This window comes from Shigella flexneri 2a str. 301 (assembly GCF_000006925.2).
GTDB lineage: Bacteria > Pseudomonadota > Gammaproteobacteria > Enterobacterales > Enterobacteriaceae > ECMA0423.
This window is the reverse complement of the sequence record NC_004337.2, coordinates 2,738,731-2,753,359: the sequence shown is the minus strand read 5'-3', so window position 1 is coordinate 2,753,359 and position 14,629 is coordinate 2,738,731. Positions and strand designations below refer to the sequence as shown.

Annotated in this window: 17 protein-coding genes, 1 pseudogene and 1 other annotated feature; of the genes and pseudogenes, 9 read left to right on the top strand and 9 right to left on the bottom strand. The window is 49.8% G+C overall.

Features of this window, described 5'->3' with window-relative positions; translation table 11 throughout:
- Positions 1–95: 95 nt before the first annotated feature.
- Both SF2678 and SF2677 read left to right on the top strand, forming a co-directional pair.
- Entirely contained in the window at positions 96–533 is a 438-nt protein-coding gene (locus tag SF2678) for a hypothetical protein (protein NP_708466.2), read from the top strand.
- Positions 523–813 carry a hypothetical protein gene (locus SF2677; protein ID NP_708465.2) on the top strand — a complete coding sequence of 97 codons (291 nt, stop codon included), beginning with the start codon at positions 523–525 and terminating at the stop codon, positions 811–813. Before SF2678 ends, SF2677 begins: the two co-directional genes overlap by 11 nt.
- Before the next feature lie 61 nt (positions 814–874).
- Here SF2677 and smpA read toward each other — a convergent pair whose 3' ends face one another.
- The 3 genes from smpA to ppnK form a co-directional block, all read right to left on the bottom strand.
- On the bottom strand, positions 875–1,216 hold the full coding sequence (smpA, locus tag SF2676) for a small membrane protein A (RefSeq protein NP_708464.3): 342 nt from the start codon (positions 1,214–1,216) through the stop codon (positions 875–877).
- 148 nt (positions 1,217–1,364) lie between these two features.
- On the bottom strand, positions 1,365–3,026 hold the full coding sequence (gene recN / locus SF2675) for a recombination and repair protein (RefSeq protein NP_708463.1): 1,662 nt from the start codon (positions 3,024–3,026) through the stop codon (positions 1,365–1,367).
- 85 nt (positions 3,027–3,111) lie between these two features.
- Positions 3,112–3,990, bottom strand: coding sequence for an inorganic polyphosphate/ATP-NAD kinase (gene ppnK / locus SF2674; protein NP_708462.1), 879 nt, complete (start codon positions 3,988–3,990; stop codon positions 3,112–3,114).
- A 122-nt stretch (positions 3,991–4,112) separates the two neighbouring features.
- On the opposite strand from ppnK, the gene grpE reads away from it, so the two are divergent.
- Complete coding sequence (gene grpE, locus SF2673; protein ID NP_708461.1) at positions 4,113–4,706, top strand: heat shock protein GrpE; 594 nt, start codon at positions 4,113–4,115, stop codon at positions 4,704–4,706.
- A 54-nt stretch (positions 4,707–4,760) separates the two neighbouring features.
- Here the strand turns inward: grpE and yfjD are convergent, their stop codons facing one another.
- Both yfjD and SF2671 read right to left on the bottom strand, forming a co-directional pair.
- On the bottom strand, positions 4,761–6,023 hold the full coding sequence (gene yfjD, locus SF2672; protein ID NP_708460.3) for a transporter: 1,263 nt from the start codon (positions 6,021–6,023) through the stop codon (positions 4,761–4,763).
- 44 nt (positions 6,024–6,067) lie between these two features.
- The gene (locus SF2671) at positions 6,068–6,934 is read right to left on the bottom strand and encodes a hypothetical protein (RefSeq protein NP_708459.1); all 867 of its coding nucleotides are present in this window, start codon (positions 6,932–6,934) and stop codon (positions 6,068–6,070) included.
- A gap of 91 nt (positions 6,935–7,025) precedes the next feature.
- Here SF2671 and ffh point away from each other — a divergent pair, with 91 nt between their 5' ends.
- The 5 genes from ffh to rplS all read left to right on the top strand — a co-directional run bounded on the left by ffh (position 7,026) and on the right by rplS (position 10,526).
- The gene (ffh, locus tag SF2670) at positions 7,026–8,387 is read left to right on the top strand and encodes a signal recognition particle protein (RefSeq protein NP_708458.1); all 1,362 of its coding nucleotides are present in this window, start codon (positions 7,026–7,028) and stop codon (positions 8,385–8,387) included.
- Between the two features lie 136 nt (positions 8,388–8,523).
- Positions 8,524–8,772 carry a 30S ribosomal protein S16 gene (rpsP, locus tag SF2669; protein ID NP_708457.1) on the top strand — a complete coding sequence of 83 codons (249 nt, stop codon included), beginning with the start codon at positions 8,524–8,526 and terminating at the stop codon, positions 8,770–8,772.
- 18 nt (positions 8,773–8,790) lie between these two features.
- Positions 8,791–9,339, top strand: coding sequence for a 16S rRNA-processing protein RimM (gene rimM / locus SF2668; protein ID NP_708456.2), 549 nt, complete (start codon positions 8,791–8,793; stop codon positions 9,337–9,339).
- Positions 9,340–9,369: 30 nt separating this feature from the next.
- Positions 9,370–10,137: a tRNA (guanine-N(1)-)-methyltransferase gene (gene trmD, locus SF2667; RefSeq protein NP_708455.1), complete on the top strand. Its 768-nt coding sequence runs from the start codon at positions 9,370–9,372 to the stop codon at positions 10,135–10,137.
- Between the two features lie 41 nt (positions 10,138–10,178).
- The gene (gene rplS / locus SF2666) at positions 10,179–10,526 is read left to right on the top strand and encodes a 50S ribosomal protein L19 (protein NP_708454.1); all 348 of its coding nucleotides are present in this window, start codon (positions 10,179–10,181) and stop codon (positions 10,524–10,526) included.
- 76 nt (positions 10,527–10,602) lie between these two features.
- Here rplS and yfiB read toward each other — a convergent pair whose 3' ends face one another.
- The 4 genes and pseudogenes from yfiB to yfiL form a co-directional block, all read right to left on the bottom strand.
- A complete protein-coding gene (gene yfiB, locus SF2665; RefSeq protein ID NP_708453.1) occupies positions 10,603–11,085 on the bottom strand; it encodes an outer membrane lipoprotein in 483 nt (160 codons plus the stop codon).
- A gap of 15 nt (positions 11,086–11,100) precedes the next feature.
- Positions 11,101–12,326: a sequence feature (Similar to Escherichia coli K12 conserved hypothetical protein gi: 1788956 (409 aa). BLAST with identity of 99% in 409 aa. This CDS contains an in-frame stop codon. The sequence has been checked and is believed to be correct.), on the bottom strand.
- A pseudogene (yfiN, locus tag SF2664) lies at positions 11,101–12,326 on the bottom strand. It overlaps the preceding feature by 1,226 nt.
- Positions 12,316–12,834: a hypothetical protein gene (locus tag SF2663; protein NP_708452.1), complete on the bottom strand. Its 519-nt coding sequence runs from the start codon at positions 12,832–12,834 to the stop codon at positions 12,316–12,318. The pseudogene yfiN and the gene SF2663 overlap by 11 nt, the downstream one beginning before the upstream one ends.
- 149 nt (positions 12,835–12,983) lie before the next feature.
- On the bottom strand, positions 12,984–13,349 hold the full coding sequence (gene yfiL, locus SF2662) for a lipoprotein (protein NP_708451.2): 366 nt from the start codon (positions 13,347–13,349) through the stop codon (positions 12,984–12,986).
- Between the two features lie 209 nt (positions 13,350–13,558).
- On the opposite strand from yfiL, the gene aroF reads away from it, so the two are divergent.
- A complete protein-coding gene (gene aroF, locus SF2661; RefSeq protein NP_708450.1) occupies positions 13,559–14,629 on the top strand; it encodes a phospho-2-dehydro-3-deoxyheptonate aldolase in 1,071 nt (356 codons plus the stop codon).

Below are 14,629 nucleotides of genomic sequence, written 5' to 3'. Positions count from 1 at the left end.
AGCATGAACCCGATGTTACCCAGCGCCGGGATAGCGTTTTTTTTACAGCAGGATAAATGATATTATTTGTTGGATTTTTGTTGATGGAAATTGTTATGCCTCAGATTAGCCGGACCGCACTGGTACCCTACAGCGCGGAGCAAATGTATCAGTTAGTGAATGACGTTCAGTCTTATCCTCAGTTTTTGCCAGGTTGTACCGGAAGTCGGATTCTGGAGTCCACTCCTGGGCAGATGACTGCGGCGGTAGATGTCTCTAAGGCTGGGATCAGCAAAACGTTTACTACCCGCAACCAGTTGACCAGTAACCAAAGTATTCTTATGAATCTGGTGGATGGGCCGTTCAAGAAATTGATTGGTGGATGGAAGTTTACGCCGCTGAGCCAGGAGGCGTGTCGTATCGAGTTTCATCTCGACTTTGAGTTTACCAATAAGTTGATTGAACTCGCCTTTGGTCGCGTGTTTAAAGAGCTGGCGGCTAATATGGTCCAGGCTTTTACGGTTCGTGCGAAAGAGGTTTACAGTGCTAGGTAAAATTGCCGTTGAGGTGGCTTATGCGCTACCTGAGAAGCAATACCTGCAGCGAGTGACGCTGCAGGAGGGCGCGACGGTTGAAGAAGCTATTCGCGCCAGTGGCTTGCTGGAATTGCGTACCGATATCGATTTAACTAAAAACAAAGTCGGCATTTACAGCCGTCCGGCAAAACTAAGCGATAGTGTGCATGATGGCGATCGGGTGGAGATTTATCGCCCTCTCATTGCCGATCCGAAAGAGCTTCGCAGGCAACGAGCAGAAAAATCAGCGAATAAATAACAGACAGAAAAAAGGTGCTCATTGAGCACCTTTTTTAACGTCTTTGAGAGCAACTTTATTATTAGTTACCACTCAGCGCAGGTTTGTTATCAATATTGGTCAACACACCGCTACTGTTAAAGGTCAGCGTCAGCGTTTGCTGCGTTACACCTTCATGACCTGGTTGCTGGCGGAAGACATAGAACCAGGTATTCGTACCAAATGGATCGGACATCAGCGGTGTACCCAATGCGTACGCAACTTGTTGTTGCGTCATGCCAACACGTATTTTGGATACGTCGTTAGCGGTCAGATAGTTCCCCTGGTTGATGTCAGGACGGTAAACCACTCGCTCCAGAGTGGAACAGCCTGCGGTTAACATCAATAGTACTGCTGCTGCAGCAGTCAGCGTTTTACAGCGCATAGTGATTTGATTCCTTTTCGGGCCCGAGCAGTACGTGGCTCATCTGTAATATGCCGATGATAATAGACCTTTCATCACTTTAAAACCTTTTGCTTTCCGGTCTTACGGCGTTTTGCTGTTTACTCTGACCGTGAAGCAGGAAAAAAGTTTACGCTGCAAGCAGTTCTTTCGCATTCGCCAGTGTGTTACGTGTGACTTCACTGCCACCAAGCAGGCGCGCCAGCTCTTGTAACCGCGCTTTTTTATCCAGAGATTGCATATGTGTTTCTGTCATCGCACCATCGGTTTCTTTGCTGACAAAATAGTGTTGATGACCACATCCCGCGACTTGTGGCAGGTGGGTAACACACATCACCTGAGTTGATTCGCCGAGTTGACGCAGCAGTTTGCCGACAACTGCCGCTGTTGGACCGCTAATCCCTACATCCACTTCATCAAAAATCAGTGCCGGGGTTTCCATTTTACGCGCCGTGATGACCTGGATTGCCAGTGCGATGCGGGACAATTCACCACCGGATGCGACTTTGGCAATAGGCTGCATTGGCTGACCTGGGTTGGTGGTTACCCGAAACTCAATACGATCGGCACCGTCAGCGCCCAGGTGATGCTCGTCATATTTGACATCAATCGTAAACTGCCCATGCGGCATTGAGAGCGCATGCATACTGTCGGTGATCAGCTGTGCAAGTTCTTCTGCATATTGCTGGCGTTGTTGGTGTAATGCGCGCGCGGTTTCCAGTGCCTGCTGATGATGTTTCGTTACCGCCAGCGCGAGCGTTTCTTGTGAGTCGGCCTGATCGTCCAGTTGCTGCTGTTCTTCCAGTAGCGACTGGTAATACTGTGGTAATGCCTCAGGGCTGACGTGATGTTTACGTGCCAGCGAAATCTGTTTTGAGATGCGCTGTTCAAGTTCAAACAGTCGGTTGGGATCGAGATCCAGACGATCGCAGTAGTGGCGCAGTTCGTCGCTGGCTTCAGCAATCTGGATGGTAGCTTCTTCCAGCATATCAAGTACGCCGGACAGTTTGCTGTCCATGCCAATCAATTCGCTCACCAGTTGTTTAGCCGTGTAAAGCTGACTTTGCAGGTTTGCGTCTTCACCGTCGGCCATTAATGCCAATGCATTCTGGCTGGTGGTCAGCAATTGACCGCTGTTCGCCAGACGTTTGTACTCTTCGTCGATTTGCTCAAACTCTCCGGGCTGCGGATTAAATTCGTTAAGTTCTTTTAATTGGTATTGCAGCAGTTCCGCACGGGCGGCGCGTTCCTGACTTAACTGTTGATGATGCGCGAGGTCACGGCAGCTTTGATGCCACAACTGATAACGTGCGGTCATTTCCTGAAGTAGAGAGGTTTCATTGGCATAGCCATCAAGCAGGAATTTTTGGTGCTCAGGTTTGGTGAGTAATTGATGAGCGTGCTGACCATGGATCTGAATCAGCAACTGACCCAGTTCGCGCAGTTGTGACAGAGGAACAGCTGTACCGTTGATGAAACCACGGGAGCGACCATCACTGCTGATCACGCGACGAAGCAAACATTCATGCCCGTCTTCAAGCTGGTTTTCTTCCAGCCAGCGCAGGGCCGCTGGCGTATCTTTCAGAGAAAAACGGGCGCACAGGTCAGCGCGAGCAGCGCCGGTACGCACCATGTCGGCTTCAGCGCGACCACCGAGACAAAGACCGAGGGCATCTATTGCAATAGATTTACCCGCACCGGTCTCGCCAGTTATTACGGTCATGCCGCTATGAAAATCAATCTCAAGCTCACGAACGATAGCAAAGTTGCTGATGGTCAGTTGTGCCAACATAGTCGTTTTCCTGTATGAAAAACCATTACTGTTATTGTGTACAGTATAAACTGGTTTTATATACAGTAAAGAGGCTGGCGTAAAATTAGAATAATTTTTTTGACCAGCCGAGCTTGGTGCTTAATGTATTGAAATAACTGTAATCTTTCGGATGAATCAGATTCAGATGGTAATCACAGCGACGAATCAGGACATCTTCACCTTCCTGAATCGGCAGTGCTATCTGGCTGTCGCAACTGATTTCCAGGTCGTTACGGCGATGCGAAAAACGCAGACGGATCGTGCTGCTGCTGTTTATGACCAGTGGTCGTGCTGACAACGTATGCGGGAACATGGGCACCAGGGTAATCGCATCCAGAGAGGGGGTCAGAATAGGACCGCCCGCAGAGAGGGAATAGGCGGTGGAGCCTGTTGGCGTCGAAATAATTAGCCCATCAGATCGCTGAGAAAACGCAAAGATCTCGTCGATATACACTTCGAACTCTATCATATGCGCCACTTTGCCAGGATGAAGTACCACTTCGTTAATCGCGGTGCTGATGCGTTTTTGGCAATCTTGCTGACAGACTTGCGCTTCCAGCAAAAAACGTTTCTCGCTGATGTAGTGACCTTCCAGCACATCGGCTAATTGTTGCTGGGCGTTATCGGGGTCAAGGTCAGTCAGGAAACCCAGGTTGCCACGGTTGATTCCAATAACTTTAATATCGTAACGGGCGAGCGTGCGCGCCGCGCCCAGCATATTACCGTCGCCACCAACGACTACCGCGAGATCAGCCAGTTGCCCAATCTCCGCGAGCGTGCCAGTTTTCACATTCTTCAGTTGCAGTTCGTGAGCGATTTGTTGCTCAACGATGACCTCGTAACCTTTTGTGCACAGCCAGCGGTAGAGCATTTCATGTGTTGTCAGTGCAGTAGGGTGCCGTGGGTGTCCCACAATGCCAATACACTTGAAATGATTATTCATTTTTCCGAGGTCCTTGTTGCGAAGATTGATGACAATGTGAGTGCTTCCCTTGAAACCCTGAAACTGATCCCCATAATAAGCGAAGTTAGCGAGATGAATGCGAAAAAAACGCGGAGAAATTCATGAGTAGTAAAGAACAGAAAACGCCTGAGGGGCAAGCCCCGGAAGAAATTATCATGGATCAGCACGAAGAGATTGAGGCAGTTGAGCCAGAAGCTTCTGCTGAGCAGGTGGATCCGCGCGATGAAAAAATTGCGAATCTCGAAGCTCAGCTGGCTGAAGCCCAGACCCGTGAACGTGACGGTATTTTGCGCGTAAAAGCCGAAATGGAAAACCTGCGTCGTCGTACTGAACTGGATATTGAAAAAGCCCACAAATTCGCGCTGGAGAAATTCATCAACGAATTGCTGCCGGTGATTGATAGCCTGGATCGTGCGCTGGAAGTGGCTGATAAAGCTAACCCGGATATGTCTGCGATGGTTGAAGGCATTGAGCTGACGCTGAAGTCGATGCTGGATGTTGTGCGTAAGTTTGGTGTTGAAGTGATCGCCGAAACTAACGTGCCGCTGGACCCGAATGTGCATCAGGCTATCGCAATGGTGGAATCTGATGACGTTGCGCCAGGTAACGTACTGGGCATTATGCAGAAGGGTTATACGCTGAATGGTCGTACGATTCGTGCGGCGATGGTAACTGTAGCGAAAGCAAAAGCGTAATTTCTGTTTTCGTAATAATTCACGGCCCTGCATGCGAATGCAGGGCCGTTTTCGTTACTCCGCCACACTCTCGCGCAGCGGTTTCACAGGAAAAACTTTTACCTGCTTAATCATATTGTCCTGTACGTCGAGAATATCGATATCGTACTTGCCAATACGCACGCGGGTGCCTGCGACAGGGATCTCTTCCAGTGCCTCAAGAATGACGCCATTAACCGTGCGGGCATCATCTTCCGGTAGATGCCAGTTAAAGGCTTTGTTGATTTCCCGCACGTTGGCGGTGCCATCGATAATCACCGAACCGTCGTTTTGCGGCGTGACCTCTTCGGCAAGTGTTGGCGACATCGACGTAGTGAAATCGCCAACAATCTCTTCCAGAATATCTTCAACCGTCACCAGCCCCTGAATGTCTCCATACTCGTTGACGACCAGGCCGACTTTCTTTTTGTTGCGCTGAAACTTTACCAACTGCGTGCTGAGCGGCGTACCTTCAGGCACAAAATAGATCTCGTCCGCGGCGCGCAGCATGGTTTCTTTGGTGAACTCTTTTTTCTCCGACATCAACCGCCAGGCTTCACGTACTCGCAGCATACTGATGGCGTCGTCCAGCGAATCACGGTAAAGCACGATGCGCCCGTGAGGTGAGTGGGAGAGTTGGCGCAGAATAGATTTCCAGTCATCGTTGATATCAATACCGATAATTTCACTGCGCGGTACCATGATGTCATCAACGGTCATTTTTTCCAGATCGAGCACCGACAGCAGCATATCCTGATTGCGACGGGAAATTTGTGAGCGCGATTCATGCACGATAGTGCGCAACTCTTCTTTGCTCAAAGAGCCGCTAACCACGATATCGGTTTTGATACCCATCATGCGCATCAGCATACGGGTGATAGCATTCAGCAACCAGACCAGCGGCATCATCAAAATTTGCAGCGGAGCCAGCAGAAAACTACTCGGATAAGCGACTTTTTCCGGGTACAGCGCGGCAATGGTTTTCGGCAATACCTCAGCAAAAACCAGTACGACAAAAGTCAGCACACCAGTCGCAATTGCCACGCCCGCATCGCCGTACAAACGCATCCCGACAATAGTGCCGAGCGCGGAGGCAAGAATATTGACCAGGTTATTGCCGATTAACACCAGGCTTATCAGGCGGTCTGGCTTACGCAGCAATTTTTCGACGCGTTTGGCCGAGCGATTACCCTGTTTCGCCATATGTCGAAGACGATAGCGGTTGAGGGTCATCATTCCGGTTTCGGACCCGGAAAAATAGGCTGAAATGACCACCATGATGATCAGAATAATGATCAACGTAGTAGTAGAAATGTGTTCCAGGGGAAACTCCTTTTCTGGGTTTAGCTGATTAACTGCTGGACAATTCGGCTGCCGAAGTAGGCCAGTGTCAGAATTACCGCGCCCGCAACGTTAAACCAGACGACGCGGCGTCCACGCCATCCTTCATGGTAATGTCCCCACAGCAGCACAATATAGACAAACCACGCCACGATAGAGAGCACAGCCTTGTCGATATTTTCCATGCTAAATAGGTTGTGCATGTAGAACAGGCCAGTGCAAAGCGTGAGCGTTAGCAGCACCACGCCAATCTGCGTGATGTGGAACATTTTACGCTCGATACTCATCAATGGCGGCATTTCTTGGTTAAATGCCAGCTTCTTGTTCTTCAGTTGGTAATCAATCCACGCCAGTTGCAGCGCGTACAGGGCGGCGATAATTAGCGTGGCATAGGAAAAGAGCGATAAGCCAATGTGCATCAGCATCCCAGGCGTTGCTTCCAGATGGGTGATGTATTCATTGGGCATGAAGGTCGCCAGCGCCAGGTTGATAAGCGCAAAGGCATAGACAATGGGTAGCAGCAACCAGCCACGATTGCGAGAAGCCACAATGGTCATTACCGTACAGATCACCAAACTGACCAATGAACCAACGTTCAGCAGGCTGAGGTTTTGTCCGCTATCACCGTCGGGCAGGATGCGGGCTTCCAGAGCGATTGCGTGGCAGACCAGCGCAATGACCGCAGAAATAATAGCCATGCGCCGCCAGCCGCCGTTTTTTTGCAGCAGACCGGGAACAATCAGCGCAAGACTGACGGAGTAGGCGACAAGCGCGAGCAGAGCAAAAACGGGCATAGTAATGTCGACAGTTTGAGCAATAAGAAAGAGAAGCAGTATAGCGTCAGGTGAACGCTGCTCCAACCGTTGCATAACAACAAAGACGCCTTCATGTTATACTGCGGCAAAATACTGATGATGTGTCGCGATTGCGGCCAACCGTTTCCACCCCAGGCGAGAGACAATGTTTGATAATTTAACCGATCGTTTGTCGCGCACGCTGCGCAATATCAGTGGCCGTGGACGCCTCACTGAAGACAACGTAAAAGATACGCTGCGCGAAGTGCGCATGGCGCTGCTGGAGGCGGACGTCGCTCTGCCGGTAGTGCGTGAGTTTATCAATCGCGTAAAAGAGAAAGCGGTTGGTCATGAAGTTAATAAGAGCCTGACGCCGGGGCAGGAGTTCGTCAAAATCGTCCGTAACGAACTGGTTGCGGCGATGGGCGAAGAGAACCAGACCCTGAATCTGGCTGCGCAACCGCCTGCGGTCGTGCTGATGGCAGGCCTGCAAGGTGCCGGTAAAACAACCAGCGTTGGTAAACTCGGTAATTTCCTGCGCGAGAAGCACAAGAAGAAAGTGCTGGTGGTTTCTGCTGACGTCTATCGCCCGGCGGCAATCAAACAGCTTGAGACGCTGGCAGAGCAGGTGGGCGTTGATTTCTTCCCTTCTGATGTTGGTCAGAAGCCGGTTGATATTGTTAACGCGGCGCTGAAAGAAGCCAAACTGAAATTCTACGACGTGCTGCTGGTGGATACCGCTGGTCGTCTGCACGTTGACGAAGCGATGATGGACGAGATCAAACAAGTCCATGCGTCGATTAACCCGGTTGAAACCCTGTTTGTGGTTGACGCCATGACCGGTCAGGATGCGGCCAATACGGCAAAAGCATTCAATGAAGCGTTACCGCTTACCGGCGTAGTGTTGACCAAAGTGGACGGCGATGCCCGCGGCGGTGCGGCGCTCTCTATTCGTCACATCACTGGCAAACCGATCAAGTTCCTCGGTGTTGGCGAGAAAACTGAGGCGCTGGAGCCGTTCCATCCGGACCGCATCGCGTCGCGTATTCTCGGCATGGGCGACGTACTGTCGCTGATCGAAGATATCGAAAGCAAAGTTGACCGCGCGCAGGCAGAGAAATTAGCCAGCAAGCTAAAAAAAGGCGACGGCTTCGATCTCAACGACTTTCTTGAGCAACTGCGCCAGATGAAAAATATGGGCGGCATGGCCAGCTTGATGGGCAAACTGCCGGGCATGGGGCAGATCCCGGATAACGTCAAGTCGCAGATGGACGATAAAGTGCTGGTGCGTATGGAAGCCATCATCAACTCAATGACGATGAAAGAGCGCGCTAAGCCAGAAATCATCAAAGGTTCGCGTAAGCGTCGTATCGCCGCCGGTTGCGGGATGCAGGTACAGGACGTTAACCGCCTTCTGAAGCAGTTCGACGACATGCAGCGCATGATGAAGAAAATGAAGAAAGGCGGAATGGCGAAGATGATGAGAAGCATGAAGGGAATGATGCCGCCGGGATTTCCTGGTCGCTAAATGACCTTATGCGACAGAGTTATTAACTGCTGATTGCATTTTCTCCAGAAATCAGTAAAATTTTCGGGCTTTTAATATGACACCGGACTCCGTTCCTCGATGGGGTCCGGTTGTTTTATTCACACAAGAGGATGTTATGGTAACTATTCGTTTAGCACGTCACGGCGCTAAAAAGCGTCCGTTCTACCAGGTTGTTGTCGCTGACAGCCGTAATGCACGCAACGGTCGCTTCATCGAGCGCGTTGGTTTCTTCAACCCAATCGCTAGCGAAAAAGAAGAAGGCACTCGCCTGGATCTGGATCGCATCGCTCACTGGGTTGGCCAGGGCGCAACTATTTCTGATCGCGTTGCTGCGCTGATCAAAGAAGTAAACAAAGCAGCTTAATCTGTCACGGTGGTCATGATGAGCAAACAACTCACCGCGCAAGCACCTGTTGATCCCATCGTTTTGGGAAAAATGGGTTCGTCTTACGGTATTCGTGGGTGGCTCAGAGTGTTTTCTTCCACCGAAGACGCCGAAAGCATTTTTGACTATCAGCCCTGGTTTATCCAGAAGGCGGGTCAGTGGCAGCAAGTCCAGCTGGAAAGCTGGAAGCACCACAATCAGGACATGATCATCAAGCTGAAAGGCGTTGACGATCGTGATGCGGCGAACCTGCTGACGAATTGTGAAATTGTCGTGGATTCATCGCAGCTGCCTCAGCTTGAAGAGGGGGACTACTACTGGAAAGACCTGATGGGCTGCCAGGTAGTAACCACTGAAGGCTACGATCTCGGTAAAGTCGTTGATATGATGGAAACCGGATCTAATGACGTTCTCGTCATTAAGGCAAACCTGAAAGATGCGTTTGGTATCAAGGAACGTCTCGTACCGTTCCTCGATGGGCAGGTTATCAAGAAAGTCGATCTCACTACTCGTTCAATCGAAGTAGATTGGGATCCTGGTTTTTAAACCACCGGATAAACGGTAAAAGGCGGCGCTATGTGGATTGGCATAATTAGCCTGTTTCCTGAAATGTTCCGCGCAATTACCGATTACGGGGTAACTGGCCGGGCAGTTAAAAATGGCCTGCTGAGCATCCAGAGTTGGAGTCCTCGCGACTTCACGCATGACCGGCACCGTACCGTGGACGATCGTCCTTACGGCGGCGGACCGGGGATGTTAATGATGGTGCAACCCTTGCGGGACGCCATTCATGCAGCAAAAGCCGCGGCGGGTGAAGGCGCAAAGGTGATTTATCTGTCACCACAGGGACGCAAGCTTGATCAAGCGGGCGTCAGCGAACTGGCAACGAATCAAAAATTGATTCTGGTGTGCGGTCGCTACGAAGGTATAGATGAGCGCGTGATCCAAACCGAAATTGACGAAGAATGGTCAATCGGCGATTACGTTCTCAGTGGTGGTGAGTTACCAGCAATGACGCTGATTGACTCCGTTTCCCGGTTTATTCCGGGAGTACTGGGACATGAAGCCTCGGCAACGGAAGATTCCTTTGCTGAAGGATTGCTGGATTGCCCGCACTATACGCGGCCTGAGGTGTTAGAAGGGATGGAAGTTCCGCCAGTGTTACTGTCGGGCAACCATGCCGAGATACGTCGCTGGCGTTTGAAACAGTCGCTGGGCCGTACCTGGCTTAGAAGACCTGAACTTCTGGAAAACCTGGCTCTGACTGAAGAGCAAGCAAGGTTGCTGGCGGAGTTCAAAACGGAACACGCACAACAGCAACATAAACATGATGGGATGGCGTAAGCCCCCGAGAGATCAGTTTACCCAGGATAAGAGATTAAATTATGAGCAACATTATTAAGCAACTTGAACAAGAGCAGATGAAGCAGGACGTACCTTCCTTCCGTCCGGGTGATACCGTGGAAGTGAAAGTATGGGTTGTTGAAGGTTCCAAAAAACGTCTGCAGGCATTCGAGGGCGTGGTTATCGCTATTCGTAACCGCGGTCTGCACTCTGCATTCACTGTTCGTAAAATTTCCAACGGCGAAGGCGTTGAGCGTGTCTTCCAGACTCACTCTCCGGTAGTTGACAGCATTTCTGTCAAACGTCGTGGTGCTGTTCGTAAAGCTAAACTGTACTACCTGCGTGAGCGTACTGGTAAGGCTGCTCGTATCAAAGAGCGTCTTAACTAAGATTTCGCTTAAGCGACATCCTGTTAAGAAGGGCTGGCCAATTGGCTGGCCCTTTTTTTGTCTGTTTGCTCGTGTTTTAAGGGGTTGTAATCACCACTGCGACGCGGCGGTTCTCGGCGCGGCCCTGGGCGGTCTTGTTACTGGCTATGGGATATTTTTTTCCTAAACCCTGTGTGGTGAGATTGCTGCGTGGAATTTGTCCACCAATAGCCCATGCATCGGCCACGACATTCGCCCGTTTCAATGATAAGCCTTCGTTGTAACTGTCTTCACCATAGTTATCGGTGTGTCCATCCATACGGGCATGTGTTAGCCCTGTCGAGGCCAATTTGGCTGCCATGGTTTGGATCTGTTGCTGGCTTTCCGGGAGCAATTTGTAGTCATTTTTTGCGAACAGAATGGCATCTGATAAGCCCAGCGACCAGTCGCCGGCGGATTCAGTAAATCCATAAGATTGCATAGCGGCGACTTGCTCAGGAGTAAACTTTCCCTGAGGGGACTGGCAGCCAGTCAGTATTAGTGAGGTGAAAATCAGGGGTGCTACCAGGTGCTTTATCATATCGATATATCCTTGTTATCTCACCAGCTTTTCGGCACGCTGGTGTTTGGCCTGATACATATTGTGATCGGCAAGCTCTTGTAATTTTTCCGCAGAGGCGTGCTCAATGGTCATCGCGTAACCAATGCTTAATGTCATGGTGGTCTGATGGCCATTATGAAGATCAAACGGGAGATTAAAGATTTGTGTCAGTGCTGAGCATATCTGCTGCACTTCAGATTCCGACTGTACATCATAGAGCACCATAGCGAATTCATCGCCGCCCAGGCGGTATGCTTTATGTCGCAGCCCGCCAAATTCAGCTAACCGTTTTGCGATTTCAATCAAGACCCTATCGCCCGTCGCATGACCCCAGGTATCATTGATATATTTGAAATTATCGCCATCAAGAAATAGTAACGCCGACGTTTTTCGGGCATCGGAATTGTTCATCAACGTATTGATGCCGCTACGAAACGCTGCGCGGTTAGCCAGCCCGGTTAATGGGTCATGTAGCGCGGTACGCAGAAGCTGCGCATTTTTGGCCTGTAAACGAAGCTGCCACTCTTCCATTTCATCCAGCAGACTGTTGAAGTCGAGAGCGAAGCGGTGAAACTCAGCGATACGTTCTTCCGAAACTCGTCGGGAAAAATTGCGGTTGGAACGCACATCATGTACGACATCGGTGATATTTTTCAGTGCTTCCACCAGGCCATTGTGCAAATGGCGGGTGAGGGTAATTGCGATGCCTGATGCCAGCAGAATACAACCGGTCAGTACGGCGAGCGAAAACCAGATAAAATGGCTGATTGAACTGTCGCGAGCGGTTAAGCGTACTTCGCCAATGGTTTCACCATTGTGACGAATCGGCTGAATGATGGGGGCAGGGAAGAGCCAGTGGCTTATGAAATTGCTGAAAGTATCGCCTGGATCCTTACGGGGGTAATGCCAGGATGCCAGAATATTTTGCTGCTTATCACGTACTTCTGCAGTTGAAAATGCCCTTGCTGGCCCAGCGCTGCCAGTGTTTCAGTTGCTGCAGGGCCATCGGCAAAAACGACAGCTGCTTCCAGACTGTAAGTCATTGTTGCTGCTGTCAGTGCCAGGTTTTTTTGCGCGTACTGTTTCAGGGTCAGCACCGAGGTCACGGAAAGCAGCAACCAGATCAGCATCATAGTGATAAATATGCTGGTCATACTGATGTTGCGTAATGCTCTTTTAAACGTGGGGCGCTTATTAAGAGAATTATCGTTATCCATCATTTTTCTTCCGTGCGAGCATTAAGACATCCGGGTTGACCTTTACACCGCTACGCGATGAGGCATCCAGGTTTACGGCAAATCTGACGTCATTATTGTGGATGATCAGACAAAAGGCGCTACCAATAATGCACTCGGTATTTTGTTCGGCAATTAATAATAACGCCTTTGACGGATATTGTTCGGTTAATTCCATCTGGAATGTCGGTGACTCGTTGCCAAAATAAAAACCATTGCAGCCTGAAATCATCGCCTCTTGTTGAGTGTGAATGATGACAGGCAGATAAGGCAAAGATGTCGCGGCATTCTCTTGTAGGGCGGTACTAAAACGTGAAGATGAAAAGATACATAACTTTGGTGGCCCTGATAGCGCAGGCCAGCGGGTGTAACTGACAATACCGGAAACCATCATACGCACGTTTTTCGCAACGTCAGAAGGCTCTTGAGCGAGTATTGGTGCTCCCGTCAGCAGGAGAATCAGAAGTAAGAACAGTCGGTGAGAAAAACGCATTCAGGGATCCCCACCATCTTCGCTCGAAATGCATCGATATTTTTTCAGGATGCTCATTAAAATATCATTTTTTCATGCGACCGTCATCAATGTGAGAAATAAAACACAATGAGTAAAATCTTATGTTTAATTTATTTGTGGGGTTTTAATTAATTTAATCGTATTGTGCTGGCATTTTCATCAGCCCTTTTTTGCCATACTTCATGCAGTTGGCTGGCATTTTCAACATTGTTGCAGCTGGCAGGAAAGCTTTTACCGGAAAGTCCCCGGGCATAAGTAAAATCGGTCTGGCAAGTTTTCTTTTGCCCTTCGGCATATCCTTTAAGGTATAGACCGCGATCCGCCTGTGAATCGCTAAATGCATCGTCATCTTTTATGGCGCTGCCCGATATCGCATCTTCCATACCGACATCATACCAGTCGGTGCTGGTCAAGGTTGGCGCGTGAGTATAAGGATCAATCTGACATCCGCTAACCAGTAAAGCCAACAAGGGGGCGATAAACTTTTTCATCATTTCTTTCTCCTTTTTCAAAGCATAGCGGATTGTTTTTAAAGGGGATGTAAATTTATCTATACAGAAGCAAGGGTTGAAAGCGCGACTAAATTGCCTGTGTAAATAAAAATGTACGAAATATGGATTGAAAACTTTACTTTATGTGTTATCGTTACGTCATCCTCGCTGAGGAGCAACTATCGCAAACGAGCATAAACAGGATCGCCATCATGCATAAAGACGCGCTGAATAACGTACATATTACCGACGAACAGGTTTTAATGACTCCGGAACAACTGAAGGCCGCTTTTCCATTGAGCCTGCAACAAGAAGCCCAGATTGCTGACTCGCGTAAAACCATTTCAGATATTATCGCCGGGCGCGATCCTCGTCTGCTGGTAGTATGTGGTCCTTGTTCCATTCATGATCCGGAAACTGCTCTGGAATATGCTCGTCGATTTAAAGCTCTTGCCGCAGAGGTCAGCGATAGCCTCTATCTGGTAATGCGCGTCTATTTTGAAAAACCCCGTACCACTGTCGGCTGGAAAGGGTTAATTAACGATCCCCATATGGATGGCTCTTTTGATGTAGAAGCCGGGCTGCAAATCGCGCGTAAATTGTTGCTTGAGCTGGTGAATATGGGACTGCCACTGGCGACGGAAGCGTTAGATCCGAATAGCCCGCAATACCTGGGCGATCTGTTTAGCTGGTCAGCAATTGGTGCTCGTACAACGGAATCGCAAACTCACCGTGAAATGGCCTCCGGGCTTTCCATGCCGGTTGGTTTTAAAAACGGCACCGACGGCAGTCTGGCAACAGCAATTAACGCTATGCGCGCCGCCGCCCAGCCGCACTGTTTTGTTGGCATTAACCAGGCAGGGCAGGTTGCGTTGCTACAAACTCAGGGGAATCCGGACGGGCATGTGATCCTGCGCGGTGGTAAAGCGCCGAACTATAGCCCTGCGGATGTTGCGCAATGTGAAAAAGAGATGGAACAGGCGGGACTGCGCCCGTCTCTGATGGTAGATTGCAGCCACGGTAATTCCAATAAAGATTATCGCCGTCAGCCTGCGGTGGCAGAATCCGTGGTTGCTCAAATCAAAGATGGTAATCGCTCAATTATTGGTCTGATGATCGAAAGTAATATCCACGAGGGCAATCAGTCTTCTGAGCAACCGCGCAGTGAAATGAAATACGGTGTATCCGTAACCGATGCCTGCATTAGCTGGGAAATGACTGATGCCTTGCTGCGTGAAATTCATCAGGATCTGAACGGGCAGCTGACGGCTCGCGTGGCTTAA